Annotated in this window: 17 protein-coding genes; 3 read left to right on the top strand and 14 right to left on the bottom strand. The window is 61.9% G+C overall.

Annotated elements, in window-relative coordinates:
* Positions 1-5: 5 nt before the first annotated feature.
* The 11 genes from ACT2B0_RS04025 to ACT2B0_RS03975 all read right to left on the bottom strand — a co-directional run bounded on the left by ACT2B0_RS04025 (position 6) and on the right by ACT2B0_RS03975 (position 13,547).
* A complete protein-coding gene (locus ACT2B0_RS04025; RefSeq protein WP_481658451.1) occupies positions 6-236 on the bottom strand; it encodes a hypothetical protein in 231 nt (76 codons plus the stop codon).
* A gap of 28 nt (positions 237-264) precedes the next feature.
* Complete coding sequence (locus ACT2B0_RS04020) at positions 265-1,092, bottom strand: glycosyltransferase (protein ID WP_481658482.1); 828 nt, start codon at positions 1,090-1,092, stop codon at positions 265-267.
* Positions 1,093-1,111: 19 nt separating this feature from the next.
* The gene (locus tag ACT2B0_RS04015; RefSeq protein ID WP_473461740.1) at positions 1,112-2,356 is read right to left on the bottom strand and encodes a hypothetical protein; all 1,245 of its coding nucleotides are present in this window, start codon (positions 2,354-2,356) and stop codon (positions 1,112-1,114) included.
* A gap of 165 nt (positions 2,357-2,521) precedes the next feature.
* Positions 2,522-3,718, bottom strand: a complete 1,197-nt coding sequence (locus ACT2B0_RS04010) for a Gfo/Idh/MocA family protein (protein WP_473461739.1) — start codon at positions 3,716-3,718, stop codon at positions 2,522-2,524.
* 24 nt (positions 3,719-3,742) lie between these two features.
* Positions 3,743-5,608 carry a heparinase II/III domain-containing protein gene (locus ACT2B0_RS04005; RefSeq protein WP_473461736.1) on the bottom strand — a complete coding sequence of 622 codons (1,866 nt, stop codon included), beginning with the start codon at positions 5,606-5,608 and terminating at the stop codon, positions 3,743-3,745.
* An 87-nt stretch (positions 5,609-5,695) separates the two neighbouring features.
* Positions 5,696-7,822 carry a bi-domain-containing oxidoreductase gene (locus tag ACT2B0_RS04000; protein ID WP_473461733.1) on the bottom strand — a complete coding sequence of 709 codons (2,127 nt, stop codon included), beginning with the start codon at positions 7,820-7,822 and terminating at the stop codon, positions 5,696-5,698.
* On the bottom strand, positions 7,819-9,084 hold the full coding sequence (wecC, locus tag ACT2B0_RS03995) for a UDP-N-acetyl-D-mannosamine dehydrogenase (protein ID WP_473461731.1): 1,266 nt from the start codon (positions 9,082-9,084) through the stop codon (positions 7,819-7,821). The genes ACT2B0_RS04000 and wecC overlap by 4 nt, the downstream gene beginning before the upstream one ends.
* Positions 9,081-10,202, bottom strand: coding sequence for a non-hydrolyzing UDP-N-acetylglucosamine 2-epimerase (gene wecB, locus ACT2B0_RS03990; protein ID WP_473461729.1), 1,122 nt, complete (start codon positions 10,200-10,202; stop codon positions 9,081-9,083). Before wecB ends, wecC begins: the two co-directional genes overlap by 4 nt.
* A 293-nt stretch (positions 10,203-10,495) precedes the next feature.
* The gene (locus ACT2B0_RS03985) at positions 10,496-11,200 is read right to left on the bottom strand and encodes a class I SAM-dependent methyltransferase (RefSeq protein WP_473461726.1); all 705 of its coding nucleotides are present in this window, start codon (positions 11,198-11,200) and stop codon (positions 10,496-10,498) included.
* A gap of 22 nt (positions 11,201-11,222) precedes the next feature.
* Positions 11,223-12,512, bottom strand: a complete 1,290-nt coding sequence (locus ACT2B0_RS03980; protein ID WP_481658450.1) for a sugar transferase — start codon at positions 12,510-12,512, stop codon at positions 11,223-11,225.
* Positions 12,513-12,941: 429 nt separating this feature from the next.
* The gene (locus ACT2B0_RS03975) at positions 12,942-13,547 is read right to left on the bottom strand and encodes a biotin transporter BioY (protein WP_473461721.1); all 606 of its coding nucleotides are present in this window, start codon (positions 13,545-13,547) and stop codon (positions 12,942-12,944) included.
* Between the two features lie 118 nt (positions 13,548-13,665).
* On the opposite strand from ACT2B0_RS03975, the gene ACT2B0_RS03970 reads away from it, so the two are divergent.
* Complete coding sequence (locus tag ACT2B0_RS03970; protein WP_473461719.1) at positions 13,666-14,571, top strand: MBL fold metallo-hydrolase; 906 nt, start codon at positions 13,666-13,668, stop codon at positions 14,569-14,571.
* Between the two features lie 15 nt (positions 14,572-14,586).
* On the opposite strand, the gene ACT2B0_RS03965 is transcribed toward ACT2B0_RS03970, so the two are convergent.
* Together ACT2B0_RS03965 and ACT2B0_RS03960 are read right to left on the bottom strand one after the other, a co-directional pair.
* A complete protein-coding gene (locus ACT2B0_RS03965) occupies positions 14,587-15,360 on the bottom strand; it encodes a DUF1499 domain-containing protein (RefSeq protein WP_473461716.1) in 774 nt (257 codons plus the stop codon).
* A 145-nt stretch (positions 15,361-15,505) separates the two neighbouring features.
* On the bottom strand, positions 15,506-17,134 hold the full coding sequence (locus ACT2B0_RS03960) for a 3-(methylthio)propionyl-CoA ligase (protein WP_473461714.1): 1,629 nt from the start codon (positions 17,132-17,134) through the stop codon (positions 15,506-15,508).
* 174 nt (positions 17,135-17,308) lie between these two features.
* On the opposite strand from ACT2B0_RS03960, the gene ACT2B0_RS03955 reads away from it, so the two are divergent.
* Both ACT2B0_RS03955 and ACT2B0_RS03950 read left to right on the top strand, forming a co-directional pair.
* Positions 17,309-17,680 carry a hypothetical protein gene (locus tag ACT2B0_RS03955; RefSeq protein WP_473461712.1) on the top strand — a complete coding sequence of 124 codons (372 nt, stop codon included), beginning with the start codon at positions 17,309-17,311 and terminating at the stop codon, positions 17,678-17,680.
* Between the two features lie 146 nt (positions 17,681-17,826).
* Positions 17,827-18,210, top strand: coding sequence for a DUF427 domain-containing protein (locus ACT2B0_RS03950; RefSeq protein WP_473461710.1), 384 nt, complete (start codon positions 17,827-17,829; stop codon positions 18,208-18,210).
* 148 nt (positions 18,211-18,358) lie between these two features.
* Here ACT2B0_RS03950 and ACT2B0_RS03945 read toward each other — a convergent pair whose 3' ends face one another.
* Entirely contained in the window at positions 18,359-18,769 is a 411-nt protein-coding gene (locus tag ACT2B0_RS03945; RefSeq protein ID WP_473461708.1) for a MerR family transcriptional regulator, read from the bottom strand.
* Between the last annotated feature and the right edge of the window lie 27 nt (positions 18,770-18,796).

Genomic DNA, 18,796 nt, shown 5'->3' with positions numbered 1-18,796 from the left:
CGCCCCTATATACCCCTACATCCCAGAAGAAGTACCTTTGAATCGAACTTTACCTTTTCCCACGAGTACACCTCTTCATAATAGCGACGCGCTTCGGCGCACGCATCAGAATATATGTTGGGGGCCGCGATCATCTCGCGCAACCGATCGGCGGCCAAGCCAGCGTCCTTGTATTTGGTGTTGATGACGCAATTTAGACCGGCCATCGCCTTCGCCGCTTCGAGTTCTTCGTTCATCAATACCGGACGCCCAATTGCCATCGCTTCAGCCAGCTTGTTGGAGGCCGCGAATTCTGTTGATTTCGCGACTCGGATCATAGAGAACCGGCACGAAGTGACACCTCCGGGTTTCCTCGATGACATCGCTTGATCTGAGAAAACCCAAGAAGGTTGCCGTTTTGCAGCGCTCAATCTCGGCGACTATGTCTTGCGAGCCTTCGCCTGCGATCCGAACGTCAAAATCCGGCTCCTTTGAAAGCTGAAGAAGCGCGGTCAGCCCTCTTTGGCGATCAAGCCAGCCCCCGTAAAAGATGCGTATCCTGGTATTTTCCAAAGGTGGGGGAGGCGCCCGATCATTTTCGGCGGGAACGTTTGGTATCACACGGACCCTTGAATGGCACCAAGTTGGCAACGCCGCTCGCCGGAACTCCTCTGGCACCGTAGCGCCGTCTGACAAGACGACGGCAATTCCTTCAACGACGTTCAACAGTTTCTTGATGATTGACGGCAATGCATAGCGCTGAGCCAAATTGTCATGAATATTGTAAACTAACCGACTTTTACTCGTCATCCTGTAGAGGTACGATGCAGGGAAAGTCTCAATATCAGAAGCATGAACAATGCGTGGTCGTTCCAAACGAAGCTGCCGGAAGAAACCTCGATTGCAGGAGGCTAGCGCACGAAGATAAAGCCATGGCCGCTTTCCGTTCAGAAGCGGAAAGGGCAATCCGACACGGGTGATCGGAAATCCTTCCCATTCGTCGTGCGATGGCAAATTGCGGTCACGATGGGCTCCGATGAACTTTGCTTCCAGCCCAGCACCCCTAGCCACCGCCATCATCCGCGTCACCCGAGGAACGGGTCGGCTCGCCATTCGAAGAAATACCGCAACCTCACGGAGCTTTTTCATGTGCACCCCGATACATAGAATCCTTATGGACAAGGTAGTTTAGGGCGAGCGCGCTCACAGCCATGCACACACCGCTGGCAACTAAATACCCCTCTATCAGAAATCCCATAAAATGGACAAAAATCACATAGGAAACAGATAGACTTAAAATAGAAACAGCGGGCTCCAACCATACAAATTTAGTAGTTTTGAACATATTCGTCATATTCATACCAAACATAAAAACTACCGTAGATAATATTATAGATCTAACCTCTTCCTTATACTCAATATAATCAAAATTGAACAAAATTGAAACAATTTTTGGCATAATTGTATAACTTAAAAAGGCTAGTATCAGTAAAATTAGTAAGGATTCCAATACAAACATTATATGTTTAGCTCCAAACCATAACTCGCGGGACAATTTGGGAAACCAGCGCAGCCAGGAAGACAAGAAAATCATTCCAAGTATCGTACAAAACGATAGTGTCACACCCACCACGCCCAACATATCTCCAGCAAAAAGGCTATCAGCAAGGATACGTGGCGAGTTGCTCGTAAAAGCAACAACTAGATAACTTATTGCAAACCAGCTGGCGCCTCGAGCCAAATTAGCGGAACGGCGAACTTGTCCGGCTCCAACTCGGAACGAACGATCTCCCCACGCATTTTGATGCAGCCAATACCATGTAAACACACATGACAGGCCGGCACCGACCATGAGGCATGCGATGATGTCGCCTGCGAAAAGGTAGAGGAACGCCACCGGAACAACAGTGACAATCAGCTTAAGGGTGTTAACGCTGGCGTATCGCCGCATTGCCTGGTCGCTTGGCAGTCTGTAGATATCGATTCCCCAACTCATCTCGACCCCAGCATCGGCAAGCCGCATCATGACGACGAGAGTCACGAGCTCAGACGGGATACTGAGAAAGGGTGCCCCGGCAATGAAGGCGAGTGACACGAAGCCCGCCGAAAAGGCGCGCGTAATCAGAAAGTCGCGAGTGTCAAACTGCTGGAGCTTCTCCACCACAACAAAAGCAGCAAGCCCAAGCGATGCGGCGGTGAACAGCACCGCTGCGATCCCCGCCGCTACGACGAACTTGCCTGCAAGCTCCAGACCCACCTGATGCGAGATGATCATCGTCACCAGCACCACCGGCGCCGCCGCCGCGACCTGACCGGCCACGCCGAACAGATGATGTTCGGCCCACCGCACCAAAGCGCTGATCGAAAGTCTGCTCATGCCGGCTTTCCCGCCATTCTTATTCACGTTCAGTCACAGCACCGCCTCTGCCGGCAAATTGCACCATCCAAATTCTTCCCGCGCGACGGGCCGGGTATCGCAACCTCTCACACATATCCAATATGCATCCTTGCCGAGTTGGGGCGCATCCGCACCATAGCGTACTCAGGCGCTTCGCCGATCCTGGCCGTTGAGGGACTCACTTTCGTCGGCGTTGACAACAACCGGCGTACGCAGGTCCACGGCTTCCTTGACACCCAGGAACAACTTGGCCGTGGCGCGGCTGTATTGCAGTGACGTTGCCTTGCTGTCGTCGCCGTCACGAACGGCAATATAGCTGTTGATCACGTTGGCGCGGTGGCCATGATCGCGGAAAAAACTCGAGGTCGTTGATTTCTTTTCGACCCGATCCAGCCTCAGCGTCTTGAAATCGCTGAGCGTGAGCAACACGTCGCCGCGATGGGCGTTGAGCGTTTCCCTCACACCCTCGAATGTATGCCCCTTGGCGGAAAAAGTGATACCGGCGACCGAGCCGTCGTCGAACAGAAACGAAATCGCGAAATCCGATTTAGCCTGGGGAGCGGCGATGGCGGTAATGGTGCAGGGAAACGCCTTTTCATGCCCGACCAGCTCAAGCGTCAGATCAGTCCAGTGACACAGATTGCCGAGAATACGGCCGCCTTCTTCCTCCGAGAAATACCAATGATCGTCCGGAATGCTGTGACCGGCCAAGAACCAGTTCACCATCAGCGGGCCGTCCTCCTTCTCCAGCGCATCGCGGGCACGCTCGAACAGCTTGCTGCGCGGCCGGTTGAAGCCCAGAAAGATCATGCATTGCGGATTGCGGCGTTGTGCGTCGGAAAGTCGCTTCAGCTGCTCTTCCGAAATGACATGCGGCTTTTCGATGTGGACATGCTTGCCGGCATCGAGACACGCAATGGCGTATTCTGCATGAGAGGCGTGATTGGACGCAATGTAGACGAGCCGGATCGCTTCGTCCTCGATGATCTTGCGCGGGTCTCCGGCCGCATAGGCCCCTCCGAAGTACGCGCACAGCGACCGCGCCTGCGGTCTTGCGATATCGTGGGTCGCGCGCAGGAACCGTGAGGATTCCTTGCCCAGGTAGTAGGCGATATTGGAGAAGGAGAAATTACCGCAGCCGATGATCCCCACCCACCGGTCAGGATGGTCGGGATCCTTGCAGGCCGGATTGATCCATTCCTCTCCATCGAAACCGGTCTTGCTGGCCATGTGATATTGGCCGCGAACCTTGATCAGGGTACGCCGGGGGCCATACAGCCTGTTGTAACGTAGAACTTTTTTGATCTTAAAAATGATCGACTGATCGAGATCGCTGTGCATGGGCTCGAGCTTCCTTGGCAGCGTTTATTCGCTTGATCCGATTTCACCAATTCCGAGGCGAAAACGGCTGACAAGCCGGCAATCTTGCGAAGCCGGGATTAAGAAACGGACGCCGCGACATTTCTCAGTCCGGCCATAGTTCGGATGGAAGTCAAACTCAAACAATTCCGACTCGAGATCGGCGCCGTCAACTGACAGACTTTGGAGGGCGGTCCCGCCGTCAAATCGGATCATACCGCCGCCTGCCGGTCGTGGAACTATGCCGGGGCCGAAATGCCAGTTCAGTTCGGTGTCGATACCGCTCGACCAAGTGTCACATACCTCGATCTCGACACCTTGGTCGACGGTGCGCGCGCGCAGTTGCCGACGAATTCCGCTGATCTCGCCCGCCTTGTGGATCGTGCCGTTAACGGAAGGGCACATAGCATGCCCAGCGGTGCCGGTGTCATCACAATATGGCGCGCCACGCATCGACAGATAGATCGAGCCCGGCCGACCGTCATAACGCCTACCACCTCGCGGTTGGACGAGATTGTGTGCGCCTGAAAGAATGAATGATTCTCTCAGCGCGGGATCGAGCGTGTAGGAATGACAGCCGCGGTCGACGATAATATCGCGTTGGCCGTATCGGAGCCAGATCGACAGCGCATCATCGTGATCGTGCGAGGCGCGCCCTTTCAGCCCCTGAGCGCCGACCCGCATTACCGCCACGGCTTCATTGAGGCTCAAGCGCAGAAAACCGCTCTTCTCACCGGCCGACGGGATAGGGTCGGCGACATTGTCGAGGAAGGTTTCGCGACCCGCTATGACCTGCAACCAGACAAGCAGGTCGTCCTGGCTTGTGGCGCTGCTCCTGCCGCACAGCCCGGCGAGCGCGGAAAAATCACGCGGCGATGTACCGAATTCCAGTACCTTGCCGCCATCGCAATCGCCGAAGATGGGCAATATCCGCTCGGCGCCGCTGACGAATTCGGCGAAATGAAGCGCCCGTGCGAACACGTCCCGCAACCGGGGTGATAACGTCCCCGTGGTTCGGATTTCCAGCGCGGCCACCATCGCTACCATGTCGAGACACAGACGATGATACACCGGCGCGCGCTCAAGATGGCTGCCGTCGCTCTCGAATTGCTTGTCGGCTTCGACCGTGAAATCCTCGACACACCGCGAGAATTCCGGCCCCGGCGCCAACACTGAGGACAACACGGCCGTACCCATCAGATTGGCAAGATAGTGGTTGCCGTTCACGTCGCTGGTTTCGGGAAATCGAAGGATGAACCGGTAATGATCGTCGAGCAGACGGATCAAGCGTCCGCGAAACGCTTCTCCCAGGCGGTCGTAGAGTGCGGCGCCCGCGACAAGAAGATTAACCGCACGGATTGCGACTTCCATCGCAACGGTCCAGTTGACACCCCAGCCCGTCGGATTGGCTCTTGCCCAATCGTCTACGAGCGCCTCAAACGTACGCGCATAGCTATCGGGCTCTACCGAGCCGGCGAGTGCGCCTTCGGCCAGCCACAACGCGTACTGAAAACGTGACAGTTCCCAGGGCACCTTGACGTCGGCTCGGATTCCGGACGCAACGAAATCCACGCGCGGAAAATAGTCTAGCCGCCATTGATGACCGTGAAACCCGTCGCGCCACCACTCATCGCCCAATGGAATGTCGAGACTGCCGAAGCCGAGTACGTCCCACTTGCGGTCGAGTGCGCGCGCGCCGCGTTTCCACATGCGTTCTTTCAGCGCGGCGTCAGCTTCGATACGGCGACGGGCCTCGTCACGAATGGCCGCGCCCAGCGACGCCAGTGCCTCGTCATTCAAAGCTCCGGTCCGCAAGCGGGTGCGGGCCAGAGCATAGTCGGGGAAGTAGGCGTAGGGTTTGACCCTATGCATCACCCGCCGCCCAACGACCGCCGGACCTGCTTCGACGGCGCGTCTGAGTATATATCCGGCTCTACTCATTACCAACTAAGCGCGCATCTAAAGCGCGATCTGCTTTTCGACTTCAAAGCTGATGCGCGTGGCGAAAATCTGGTCTTCCAGCGAAATCGGCCAGGCCGCCCCCTTGCGGAGGGTTTCGGCCAGCGCGGCCAGCTCTTCCTGCTGGCCCTTCTGCATGGTGGTGCCCTTCCAGCCGCCGCTACCGCCGGCAACCGTAAGCTGCTTGTAGTCGTCAAGCGTCAGCACCTTGCCGTCGACAAAGATGTCGGCGCGCTCCTTGGCGTAGCTCTTGGAGCCCATCGCGGTATAGGTGAGCGTGCACACCGAACCGTCGGCATAGCGTACGGTGGCGTTGAAATTGTCGTTGCGCAGCCAGTATTTGGATTCCGGCACGATCGACATGGCGTTGACCTCGACCGGGGTCGAGCCGGTCAGGGCGTTGAACAGATCGTAGATGTGGCAGCCCTCGCCGATATTGCGGCCGCCGCCCTGGGGACCGTGCACCCAATGGTCGGCGGGAATGTAACCGGCATTCATGCGGTAATTGACGATCATCGGCGAGGTGCGGTTGGCGAGCACTTTCTTCGCCGCCACGACCGCCGGGGAAAACCGCCGGTTGAAGCCGGTCATCAGCACGGGCCCGTTCGGGTTGTCGCGATAGAATGCCTCGATCTCGGCCAGTTCGTCCTCGTTCATGGCCAGCGGCTTTTCCACGAACACGTGCTTGCCGGCCCTGAGCGCGTCGAGCGTCATGCCGGCATGCAAATCGTGGCGCGTGGCGATCAGCACGAGATCGATGTCGGGATCGTCGAGCACGGTCTTGAAATCGGTCGCGGCGTTGGGCGCGCCGAAGCGCTCGGCGGCCGAACGCGCCGACAGGCCGGTGCGGCTGACGATGGTGCGCAGATCGTAGCTGTCCTTCAGCTTCTGCAGATTGGGCAGGTGCATGCCCTGCGCGAAGCCGCCGGCGCCGACCAGGGCGAGCTTGATGCGCCCGTCGGCGGGCGCGGGCGGCGCAATCTGCAGCGCCGGCCTGGTCGCGTCCGCGCGCTCGGGATAGGTCAGCATGACCAGGAGCGGTTTTTGCCCGGTGCCGCGCAGCGCGGCGTAGGCGTCCTCGGCCCGATCGATCGGAAACGGCTCCTTGAGCATATTGGCCAGGCTGATGCGGCCGCGCGCCAGAAGGCGCAGGAACTCCTCCATGTTGCGGTTTTCCGTCCAGCGCACATAGGCGATCGGATAGTCCGCGCCCTCCTCCTCGTAGACCGGGTCGTAGCGGCCGGGTCCGTAGGAGGTGGAGATGAAGAAATCGAGTTCCTTGGCGTAGATGTCGGACCGGGCGATGTTGAGACCGACATCGCCGACCACGACGACACGCGCCTTGCGCCGGCAGGCCTGGAAGGACTGGGCCAGAATCTCGCTGCTCGGCGAGGCGGCGGTGATGATCACGGCGTCGGCGCCATGGCCGTCGGTCAGCTTGACGATGCGCTCGACGATGTCGCCGTCCTTGGGATTGAGACCGATATCCATGCCGTTGGCACGCGCGATCTCGATGCGGTTTTCGTCGATATCGGTGCCGATCACCCGGCAGCCGCTGGCCGTCAGGAGCTGGGCGGTGAGCTGGCCGAGAATGCCCAGGCCGATCACGACGACGGTCTCGCCCAGCGTCGGGTTGGTGCGGCGCACGCCCTGCATGGCGATGGCGCCGAGCGTGACGGTGGCGGCGGCCTCGTAGTCGAGCCCGTCGGGAACGGGCACGGTCAGGTTGACCGGGACGTCGACGACTTCGGCGTGATTGGCGATGCCCGCGCCGGCGCAGGCGACGCGATCGCCGACCTTGATGCCGGTGACCTCGCTGCCGACCTCGATCACCTCGCCGGCGGCCGAGTAGCCGGTTGGCAGGCCGGCATCGAGCTTGCCCTTGATCTGCTTGTAGACCCGGGCAAAGCCCTGGTCCTTCATCAATTGCAGCGCCTTCTTGACGTGATGCGGCTGTTTCAGCGCACGGCGATAAAGCGGCAGGCCCGACATCTTGATGCCGGCCATCTCGGTGCCGACGGAAATGCAGGACGACTTGACCCGGACCAGAACGTTCCTGGGTCCGACGGTCGGCGCGGGAACCTCCTGCAGGAACACATTGCCCGAACGCACCAATAGTTGCTTCACGACCAGATACCTCGCGTGTCGATCACGGTCTTGCCGGCGAGTTCGTCCCGCGCGATCGTTTGATAAAGACGGTGGTTGACCAGCATCACCACCACGTCGGCTTCGCGCACCGCCTCGTGCATGTCGGCGGTCAGCCGCACGCTGGCGCCGTTTGCCAGCGAGGCCGGCAATTGCTCGATATGCGGCTCGGAGACGACGACATCGCAGTCGCCGCCCGCGACCACGGCCTCGGCGATCTGCAGGGCCGGGCTCTCGCGCAGGTCGTCGACATCCGGCTTGAAGGCCAGGCCCAGAAGGCCGACCACCGGCCGCCGCTTGCCGGAAGCCTTGCCGGCGACGGCGGCGGCGATCTTGTCGAGCACGTATTTCGGCTTGCCGTCATTGACTTCGCGCGCGGTGCGGATCACGCGCGTTTCGTCGGGCGCGGCCTCGACGATGAACCAGGGATCGACCGCGATGCAGTGCCCGCCGACGCCGGGGCCGGGCTGAAGAATGTTGACGCGCGGGTGATGGTTGGCGAGCTTCACCAACTCCCAGACGTTGATGTCGAGCTTTTCGCAGACGATCGACAATTCGTTGGCAAAGGCGATGTTGACGTCGCGAAAGGCGTTTTCCGTCAGCTTGCACATTTCGGCGGTGCGGGCGTTGGTGCGCAACAACTCACCGCTGCAGAAGATGCGGTAGAGATCCTCGGCAAGGGCCGCGCACGCATCCGTCATGCCGCCCACCACCCGGCTGTTTTCGACCAGCTCGGTCAGAACCCGGCCGGGCAGGACCCGCTCGGGGCAATAGGCAACGTGCACGTCGCAGCCCTCGACACCAGGTTGGGCGATCTTGAGGTCGGGCCGCAATTCGGCAAGCAGGGCGGCCATCTTGTCGGTGGTGCCGGGCGGCGAGGTCGATTCCAGGACGACCAGGTTGCCGGCGGCAAGGCACGGCGCGATCGAGCGCGCGGCGTTCCAGACATAGTCGAGATCGGCCTTGCCGTCGTGGAACGGCGTCGGCACGGCAATCATGTAGGCGTCGGCCGGCTCGGGCGTGGTGCTGGCGCGCAGATGGCCCTGCCGCACCGCGAGCGCGGTCACCGCGTCCAGATCCGGCTCGACGATATGGATCTCGCCCTTGTTGATGCGCGCCACGACCTCCGGCTTGACGTCGACGCCGACCACTTCGACGCCGCGCGAGGCGATTACGGAAGCCGTTGGCAGGCCAATATAGCCGAGACCAAGAACACAGACTTTCTTCAGGCGGGTTTCGGTCATGCCTGTTCCTCGATGATTTTTCGGATTCGTGCCGCAGCCTTCCCGTCACCATAAGGGTTCATGGCCTGCGCCATGCGCTTATAATGGTTGCGGTCGCCAAGCAAGCGTCCGGCCTCGCCGGCGATCCTGTCACGCGCAGTGCCGACCAGAACGACGGTGCCGGCGTCCACGGCCTCCGGCCGCTCGGTGGTGTCGCGCATCACCAGGATCGGCTTGCCCAGCGACGGCGCCTCCTCCTGCACCCCGCCGGAATCGGTGATGATGATGTGCGAACGCTCCATCAGATAGACGAACGGTTCGTAGTCGAGCGGATCGATCAGATGAACCGACGGCGTGTCCTTGAGCCAGCGCTCCACCGGTTCGCGCACGCTCGGATTGGGATGGACCGGATAGACGATCTGCACGTCGTGCGCGGCGACGATATCGAGGAACGCCTGGCAGATATTGTCGAAGCCGGCGCCGAAATTCTCGCGCCGGTGCCCGGTCACCAGCACGATCGGCCGCTCGGGATCGAGGAAACCGAACCGTTCGGCGAGCCGAGCCTGCCGCTCCGGCGAGCCCTTGATGCGTTCCACCGTTTCGAAAAGCGCGTCGATCACCGTGTTGCCGGTGACGTGGACATGCGCGTCGGGCACGCCCTCGGCAAGCAGATTGTGCCTGGATTGCTGCGTGGGGGCGAAATGGAACCGGGTGGCAAGGGTCGCCACGCGCCGGTTCATCTCTTCCGGCCACGGCGCCCACAGCGAGCCCGAGCGCAAGCCGGCCTCGACATGGCCGACAGGCAATTTGCGATAGAAGGCCGCCAGCGAGGCGGCCATGGTGGTGGTGGTGTCGCCATGCACGAGCACGATGTCGGGGCGCTCCTCGTCGAAAACCTCGCCGAGGCCGGTCAAGACCCGGGCGGTCACCTGATCGAGGGTCTGGTTGGGCCGCATGACGTCGAGATCGCGGTGCGGCACGATCTCGAACAGGTCGAGCACCTGGTCGAGCATCTGCCGGTGCTGGGCGGTGACGCATATGCGCACGTCGAGCAGGCTGCTGCGCGCCAGCTCCTTGGCCACCGGTGCCATCTTGATCGCTTCTGGCCGCGTCCCGAAGACGGCGAGAACTTTTTTCATGCGCTCGGTTTCCCGGTGTCGTCCGATCGCAGCACCGGACGATCAGGTCTTCGCCTCGGAAGGTGCTGCTCGCTTCCGTCCTCTATGCCTGCAAACGGGATGAGGTACTCGATCGCGTGGCGGCGCGCCACGCGCGGCTGTTTAGACAATGGTGCTTTCCTTGTCCACCGCAATCCGGATCGTTCATTTGATCGACCCCAAGTTTTCCGCCGGCAACCAGGGCTTGTTTCGCGCCTTTGAAACTCGACTGATCCATCTACCGTCAGATTTCATCCCCGACCGGCCGCGATCGCCTAGTTCTTTTGAAGACTTCCCATGAGCAGAATACGGAACCGCTCCAGAGCATCGATCCGGTTGACGAGCCGCTCATAGGCGATACCGCAAACGTAACTGGCAGCCGTCATTCGCAAATATTCCGGACGGCCTTCCACCAGACGGATATCCGGATTGCCCAGCCCCACCCGTTTGCCGACCGCGGTGACGTCGGCCGGGGTATTGGCCCGGTAGTGGGTGTGAAACGTGTCTTCCGACGCCCGCCCGCGCATACGATTGTAGAAGCGATGGAACGACAACGGCGTCATGCGCGCGATCAGCGGCATGTAATGGCTACGGTTGGGCGTCTTGAAAAGAAACCGGCCGCCGGGCTTGAGCACCCTCGCCACCTCCGCAAAGACGCGGTCGGGATCGGCGAGGTGCTCCAGAACATTATCGGCAAAAACGAGATCGAAGGAGCTGTCAGGCCACGGGATATCCTCGCCCAGGCCGATCTTTGCCTCATCGAGGTATGGATTGGTTTCCACGCGCGGATCGGGATCGAGGCCGCATAGCCGGGCCGCCCGGCCGGAAAAATCCATTTCGGGCACGATGCCCGCGCCCGCGCCGAGATCCAGCACGGTGAATTCCGGCTTCATTCGCTCCAAAATGAACTGCCGGAAAAGCTTGTCGTCCCACGAATCCTCGAAATCGGGGTAGTACTTCTTATCAAGATAGTCCTTCATGGACATATTTTATCCCCTTGTTCTATTTTGATCCATGACCGGACAAAATAACCTTGATCGTCATGAAGAATATCGTCACGTCGAGCCAGAATGAAAAGTTCTTGATGTAATAGAAATCATAATGAAGTTTTTTGTGCACATCGCCGACGTCAGCGACATGCCCCTGATTGACCTGAGCCCATCCGGTAATGCCCGGCCGCACGATATGGCGATAGCTGTAAAACGGCAGTTCGGCATCATACCAGGCCGACAGCACCGTTGCTTCGGGCCTTGGGCCGATCCAGCTCATTTCGCCTCGCAGAATATTGAGTATTTGCGGCAGCTCGTCGAGCCGCGTGCGGCGCAGGAACCGGCCGACCCGGGTGATGCGGTTGTCTCCGGCCCGGGTGATCGCACGGTCGATCTCGGCATCCTGGACCTGACCGTCCGCGCCGCCCTGTTGGGCGGCCGAGCTCGACGGGTCGGCCTGTTGGGCGGTTGAGCTCGACGGGTCGGCCATCATCGTGCGGAACTTGAAGATCCGGAACGGCCTTTGCCGGTAGCCCTGACGGCTTTGGCGGAACATCACCTCTCCGGGCGAGTCCAGCTTGATGGCGATCGCGACCAGCAGGAATACCGGCAACAGCACGATCAGGGAAATCGCCGCCAGCAGCCAGTCAACGATGATCTTGAGTTCGAGATAGGCCTCGTTCGGGTTCAGGGAGCCGAGATTGTTTTCAGACAGATGCTCGATCTCGACCTGCCCCGTCAACGATTCCTCGATTTCCTTGACATGGAAAACCGGCGTGCCGGCCAGCGTCGCGTCGGCGATGAAGCGGGCCCAGCTGTCGGAGAGATCGATCCTGAGATCGACGACCACGCCGTCGCAGGCCGACAGCGGCGCGTCGGGGCTTTGCAGATAGGTCCAACTTGCCGTGCCGATGTCCTTCAGCCGCTCAACGCGCCCGCCAGGCACGACCAGGAACCGCCGTTTTTTTTCCGGCCGCAGCACGAACACAGTAAACACCATCCACGACACGAGCAGGAAATAGCTCAGCGCCAGTATCGTGCGGGAATAGTCGAGGCGAAAGAAAAACAGCACCAGGATGACGACGAGATAGGACGTCGTGAAGGTGGGCAGTATGAGATAGCCCGGACTGGCGCCCGGGACCGCCAGCACACGCCGATAAAGCACCAGCCCGCCAAAGGCGGCGAGTGCGGTCCAAAACAGCATGGTGAGATAGAGAGGGGTCTGCCCGGAGACGAACTGGAAATCGAGCCGGAACAGGATGGGAAACAGGACGCCCAGAAAAAGTGTGACGAGGGTCTGCACGCGAAGCGAATGTACAAGACTTCTGCTGTTCGATCTGGACATATATCTCTGTCACTCGCCCTAAGCGTTTAGCGGCTCTCCCGGCCGCTGAAACCTCTTTGTCGAGATGCGATGCACGACAAAACGCGACCAACATGGATCATCATGCCGGTCGCTCCGCCTCTTCGTGCGATGCCCCGACCGGCCATTTGCCCCATCAGCCGGCGAGACGACACCCTCACCCCGTATCGGGCCTTTTCCTAGTCGGTATTCGGCCCCAGTCAAGGTAATTCCGAAGAAGAGTCAAGACAAATGGCGGGGTTCCAGCCACGGCCAAAATGATCAGCTCGGCACTGTTCAGTGTCGCGACCCCGGTCCGTGGCGGACCGCCACGGAGGCGGGATACCGGGACCGTCGAGCGGCCCGGTACCCCGTTGGCCGAAAAGCGATCTATGCGCGTCCGCCGCGCAGCCAGTCGGCGGCCACCCACAGCGCCGGCATGGCGCAGGCGGCCAGCGCGACCTTGATCAGGTCGGGCACGATGAACGGCGCAACGCCGAACATCCAGGATTTCTCAGCGCCGATCAGGCCGGCGAGCCAGGCAAAACCCATTGCCATCATTACAAGTTCCGCGACCAGCATGGCGCCGAACAGCTTGACCGGCGAGCGATCCCAGCCGCGATCCGCCGCCCAGCCGACAATCGCGGCCATGGCCACGAATCCGGCAAGGTAACCGCCCGTGCCGCCAAGCATGTAAGCCAGACCGATGCCCTTTTCAGGCGTGCTCTGGAAGACCGGGAATCCCATCGCACCTTCGGCAAGGTAAAGCAGCAGCGTGGCGACGCCGAGGCGCATGCCGAAGCTGGTGCTGATCAGCAAGATGGCCAGGGTCTGCAGCGACAGGTCGACCGGCCCAAGAACGACCTTTGTCTTGGCCGACAGGGTCAGAAGCAGCGTACCGGCAAGAACAATGACGGCCTGAACGGCCAACCGGCCTGCTCCCCGATCGGGGATGGCGAATTCAATCAAAGGGCGCGATGCGATCGCAGCGGACATGAACTTCTCCAGTTTCCCTCTGCCCCGCGGGGCGTTCCGAACGGTTCCCCTATAAATTCATCCGTGATAAGCGGCAACAGTCAAACCGGTCGCCCAGGCCTTTGCGCGCGAATTTCCCATGGCCATTGCATTCGATATGGACTTCGACCCGCTCTATGGTCAACCGGTGGAGGTCGCGCCCGCGGTGCGGCGGATCACCGTCAACAATCCCGGCCCGTACACGTTTCACGGCACCAACAGCTATCTGGTCGGCGCCGACACGCTCGCCGTCATCGACCCCGGCCCCGACGATGACGAGCACTTCGAGGCGCTGCTGCGGGCGATCGCCGGCCGGCCCGTCAGCCATATTCTGGTCAGTCACACCCACCGCGATCACTCGCCGCTCGCCGCCCGCCTTCAGGCCGAAACCGGCGCGATCATGTGCGCGGAAGGCCCGCACCGGCCGGCGCGGCCGATGCGACTGGGAGAGGTCAATCCACTGGAGGCCAGCGCCGACACCGATTTCAGGCCCGATCTGGTGCTGGGCGACGGCGACACGATCGACGGGGACGGCTGGTGCCTGCGCGCGGTGTTGACGCCCGGCCATGCCGCCAACCATGCCGCATTCGCCCTGGAAGGAACCGGCATCCTGTTTTCGGCCGACCACGTCATGGCCTGGGCGACGTCTGTGGTGGCGCCGCCCGACGGCGCCATGGCCGACTATATGCGCTCCCTCGACACGCTGCTTGCGCGCGACGACCGGCTCTACCTGCCGGGCCATGGCGGCCCCGTGCGAGAACCTGCCGCCTTCGTGCGGGCCTTGAAGGCACACAGGAAGATGCGCGAGCGCGCGGTGCTCGAGCGGCTCAGATCCGGCGACCGGACGATTGCCGACATGGTGCGTGCCATCTATCGCGACACCGACCCGAGGCTGCACGGCGCGGCGGCGCTGTCGGTTCTGGCGCATCTGGAAGATATCGTCGCGCGCGGCGATGCCGCGGCCAATGGCGAAATCGGCCTGGAGGCGGAATACAGCCCCGCCTGAGGCAACCCGCCCTCTTCAGCCCGGCGCGGTCTCGGCGGCGACCATCGCATCGAGGTCGGCAAGGAAACGCATGATGCGCAGGGCGTTGTCGCCTAGATCGTGGGCGCCGAAATGCGAAGCCGAGCGCATGTCGACGAACGTGGTTTCGCCTTCGTCGGTGATACGAACGGCGACATCGGCGGGAAGACGCAGCAGATAGGAACCGGCCAGCGCCTCGATCGTGACTTCCCGATCCCGCTGCCAGTTTCCCCTGCGCTCGATGATGGCCCAGCCACGGCGCGCCATCAAAGCCTGTATGGTTTCCAGAACGCGGTCCGGGGCAAGCGGGTAACGCCTTCCGTCGACCTGCGGATAGGAGTCCTCGATCAGCGCGGCCTGGATGCCGTTGATGGGACCGATGGCATTGGCGCGCGGATCGCGCAGTATCGCGGCCGCCCGGAACCGGGGCGGCTCGACCAGATCGGTGGCGATGTCGGCCAGGCGCGGATAGTCGATCAGGCGCCACAGCCCGACGCCGAAAGGAGCAAGCGTGAGCGCGGCCAGGATGATCGCAAAAACGAGCCGCCCGGCGCCGTTGCCGCCGTGCTCCCACAGAGCGAGCAGACCGGATACGGCCGCGCCGAGAGCGACCAGCGCCAGCAGTCCGACAAGGCCGAGCACCCACAGGAACGCGACCGTCTCCAGCGCCAGGTAGCGATGCGCCAGCGCCGCGGTCAGAAACAGGACAAGCGCAAAGGACGCCAGCCTGGCCGACCAGCGCGCGGTGGATGTATATGGCTTGTCAAACACGCTGCACCAGGACCCGCGACTTCCGTTTGCGCGTGGTCTTTAAAGGGTTTTTGGCGCCGAGGGAATGCGACAGCGCCGTCGTCCGCCACAGACCTGCGGCGTCGGGCGACGAACGGCGCGCCCATCGTGTCTTTCGCGCGTGCCGCTACGCGCTCGGCAGCCGGTAGTCGCGAAACTGTTCGCGCAGCGTCGTCTTCTGGATCTTGCCCGTCGCCGTGTGCGGTATCTCCTCGACGAAGGCCACGTCGTCCGGCAGCCACCATTTGGCGCAGCGGCCTTTCATATAGTCGAGGATCGCCTCGCGCGAAGGCTCCTTGCCGGGCTTCTTCACCACCACGAGCAGCGGGCGTTCGTCCCATTTGGGATGCGGGATGCCGATCACCGCCGCCTCGGCGATTTCGGGATGGCCGACCGCGAGGTTTTCCAGGTCGATGGTGGAGATCCATTCGCCGCCCGACTTGATGACGTCCTTGGCCCGGTCTGTGATCTGCATATAACCCTGCGGGTCGATATGGGCGACGTCGCCGGTGTCGAACCAGCCCTCCTCGTCGAACTGCTCGGCCCCGTCGCCACCGTAATAGGAGGCCGCGACCGCCGGGCCGCGGACCTTGAGGCGGCCGAACGTCTTGCCGTCCCAGGGCAGTTCCCGATTGTCGTCGTCGGTGACCTTCATTTCCACGCCGAAAGGCGCATGGCCCTGTTTTTCCTGCAGGTCGAGCAGCGCATCACCGTCGAGATCGGCATAGGCCGGCTTGAGCGTGCCGAGCGAGCCCAGCGGCGACATCTCCGTCATGCCCCAGGCATGGATGACCTGGACGCCGTAATTGTCCTGGAATTTCTCCGTCATGGCGCGCGGGCAGGCCGAGCCGCCGATGACGACCTTGTCGAGATGAGGCAGCGTCTTGCCGGTCTCTTCCAGATATTGCAGCAGCATGAGCCAGACCGTCGGCACGGCCGCGGTGAAGGTGACCTTTTCGGTATCGAGCAGCTCGTAGATCGAGGCCCCGTCCATCTTGCCGCCCGGCATGACCATCTTGGCGCCGATCATCGGTCCCGACTGGGCCAGCCCCCATGCATTGGCATGGAACATCGGCACCACGGGCAGGATCGTATCGCGCGAGGAAATGCCCATCGCGTCGGGCAGACAGGCGATCATGGCGTGCAGCACGTTGGAGCGGTGGCTGTAGACCACGCCTTTGGGATTGCCGGTCGTGCCGGAGGTGTAGCACATGCCGGCGGCCGTGTTCTCGTCGAAGTCGCGCCATTCGAAATCGCCGTCGGCCTCCGCCAGCCAGTCCTCGTAGGCGACGACGTCGCGCAGGCCGGTTTCAGGCATATGCGCGCCGTCGGTCAACACGATCACACGCTTGAGCGAGGTGACCGACGGCGCGATCTTCTCCACCAGCGGCATGAAGGTCAGGTCGGCAAACAGCACCTTGTCCCCGGCGTGGTTCATGATCCAGGCAATCTGCTCGGGGAACAGCCGGGGGTTGAGCGTGTGATAGACCCCGCCCATGCCCATGGCGCCGTACCACGCCTCCAGATGCCGGGCCGTGTTCCAGCCCAGCGTGGCGATCCGGTCGCCGGGCTTGCAGCCGTCGCGCTCCAGGCGTTGCGCCACCTTGAGCGCCCGCGCCCTGATCTCGGCATAGGTGGTGCGCACGATCGGCCCCTCGACGGCGCGCGACACCACTTCGCGCGCGCCGTGCTGGTGCGCGGCGTGATCGAGAATCTTATGGCACAGCAGCGGCCATTGCTGCATCAAACCGAGCATCGCTGTCCTCCCAAACAATTGCCGTATTGTGACGCGGGCACTTTGCTTGTCCAGAGGGGTTGGAACCGTCGCGGGAAAATTGCGGCCGGATCGGCGGAATCATTCGCCTTATTGCGGCCATCGTGGCCGCGAATGGTGCGGCAGGCGGGCCGGTGCGAGAAGTTGGAGCTTTGCATGGATGCGCGCGACATCGTCACCCGTCTTCCCGAAATGCCGCTCGAGGCCGTGGAATTCGAGTTGGCGCTGAATTCACAGGATATTGCCGAAAGCGGCTTCGAAACCGCGCTGCAGCGCGCCGCCGAACGGGCGGACGGGTCGGTTCTGTTCCACATGCCGGCGCTTAAACAGCGCGACTGCCAGCGCGTGGCCGCCGTTTCACTCGGCGCGGGAAGCGAGACCCATACCGTGCTCGTTCTGCTCGGCCGGGACGGCGGCTCGGTGCGGATCGAAAACGCGACCGACAGCGACAATCCGTTTGCCGGCATCGCGCTGTCCTATCGGGGTCTTCTCGACCTGTTCGGACCGGCCGGTACGATGCACGGCTGAGCGGCTGCGCCCGCGCGCTGCCGGACGATCGCGGCGGCGGGGCAATACGGCCTCGCGCCGGATGGTGACGGCACGCTTGAAGCCATGGCGGGCGCCATGCATGGTCCCTGCCACCCCATGCGCCAGACCACGGGAGGAGACCGCCAATGAGCCGCACCGCCAATCCAGCGCCCGGTTTCGCCAAGAATCCGGATCGCGTCGTCGCGGTCGAGCCCTATCGGGGCACCGTTACCGTCAGGGCCGGAAGAAACACGATCGCCTCCTCCTCACGGGCACTGACGCTGTCGGAGCCGCCTTACCCGCCGGTGCTCTATATCCCGTTCGCCGATATCGATTTCTCCAAGCTGGAAAAGACAGGCCATTCGACGCATTGCCCCTACAAGGGCGAGGCCTCCTACTGGAATGTGGCGCTCGCCGGCGCCGCGGGGCAAAATGCGATGTGGGGTTATGAGGCTCCGTACGACGAAATGGCCGCGATCAAGGATCACGCCGCCTTTTATCCCGACAAGGTGAGCGTGGAGACGAGGTGAGGCAAGGCTCCGTTCCGCGCCAATCACGCGCGCGGCTTTGCCATGCATTGGCCGCCAGGGTCCGCCTCGTCAGTTCGGACGAGCGCGTGCGGATGCACGATGTCGGCGGGCGGGCCGTAAGCCGGTGCCCGCGCCCGACCGACACGGCTCAATGCTCGCCCTCGCACAGATCATGCTCGCCGAGCGCGCGTAGCACATAGCACTCGCCCACAGTCTGCGCCTTGCAGGCGGCGATGCGCTCGAGCTCGGCTTCCAGACGCCTGAGTCGGGCGATCTTTTCGCGGATCGTGGCCAGATGGGTCGACGCGATCCGGTCGGCCTCGGCGCAGGGGCGCTGCGGATCGCCGGAAAGCGCGATCAGCTCGCGGATCGTCGGCACCGACACGCCGAGATCGCGGGCGTGCCTGATGAACACCAGCCGGTCGAGCTCCTCGCGCCCGTAGCGGCGCTGATTGCCGTGCGAGCGCCCGGCCTGCTCGAGCAGGCCGATCTGCTCGTAATAACGAATGGTGGCGACCTTCACGCCGGAGCGCCGCGCCATCTCCCCGATCGACAACATCGAAAAAAAACCTCTTGAAGCTCTAGT

Source organism: Nitratireductor sp. J20-h4 (assembly GCF_056780505.1).
This window is presented reverse-complemented; position numbering and strand designations above follow the sequence as displayed.

Excerpts from the sequence above, each read along its gene's own strand:
- ACT2B0_RS04025 (WP_481658451.1), bottom strand. The coding sequence starts at position 236 with ATGAACGAAGAACTCGAAGCGGCGAAGGCGATGGCCGGTCTAAATTGC.
- ACT2B0_RS04020 (WP_481658482.1), bottom strand. The coding sequence starts at position 1,092 with ATGGCGAGCCGACCCGTTCCTCGGGTGACGCGGATGATGGCGGTGGCT.
- ACT2B0_RS04015 (WP_473461740.1), bottom strand. The coding sequence starts at position 2,356 with ATGAGCAGACTTTCGATCAGCGCTTTGGTGCGGTGGGCCGAACATCAT.
- ACT2B0_RS04010 (WP_473461739.1), bottom strand. The coding sequence starts at position 3,718 with ATGCACAGCGATCTCGATCAGTCGATCATTTTTAAGATCAAAAAAGTT.
- ACT2B0_RS04005 (WP_473461736.1), bottom strand. The coding sequence starts at position 5,608 with ATGCATAGGGTCAAACCCTACGCCTACTTCCCCGACTATGCTCTGGCC.
- wecC (WP_473461731.1), bottom strand. The coding sequence starts at position 9,084 with ATGACCGAAACCCGCCTGAAGAAAGTCTGTGTTCTTGGTCTCGGCTAT.
- wecB (WP_473461729.1), bottom strand. The coding sequence starts at position 10,202 with ATGAAAAAAGTTCTCGCCGTCTTCGGGACGCGGCCAGAAGCGATCAAG.
- ACT2B0_RS03985 (WP_473461726.1), bottom strand. The coding sequence starts at position 11,200 with ATGAAGGACTATCTTGATAAGAAGTACTACCCCGATTTCGAGGATTCG.
- ACT2B0_RS03975 (WP_473461721.1), bottom strand. The coding sequence starts at position 13,547 with ATGTCCGCTGCGATCGCATCGCGCCCTTTGATTGAATTCGCCATCCCC.
- ACT2B0_RS03970 (WP_473461719.1), top strand. The coding sequence starts at position 13,666 with ATGGCCATTGCATTCGATATGGACTTCGACCCGCTCTATGGTCAACCG.
- ACT2B0_RS03960 (WP_473461714.1), bottom strand. The coding sequence starts at position 17,134 with ATGCTCGGTTTGATGCAGCAATGGCCGCTGCTGTGCCATAAGATTCTC.
- ACT2B0_RS03955 (WP_473461712.1), top strand. The coding sequence starts at position 17,309 with ATGGATGCGCGCGACATCGTCACCCGTCTTCCCGAAATGCCGCTCGAG.
- ACT2B0_RS03950 (WP_473461710.1), top strand. The coding sequence starts at position 17,827 with ATGAGCCGCACCGCCAATCCAGCGCCCGGTTTCGCCAAGAATCCGGAT.
- ACT2B0_RS03945 (WP_473461708.1), bottom strand. The coding sequence starts at position 18,769 with ATGTTGTCGATCGGGGAGATGGCGCGGCGCTCCGGCGTGAAGGTCGCC.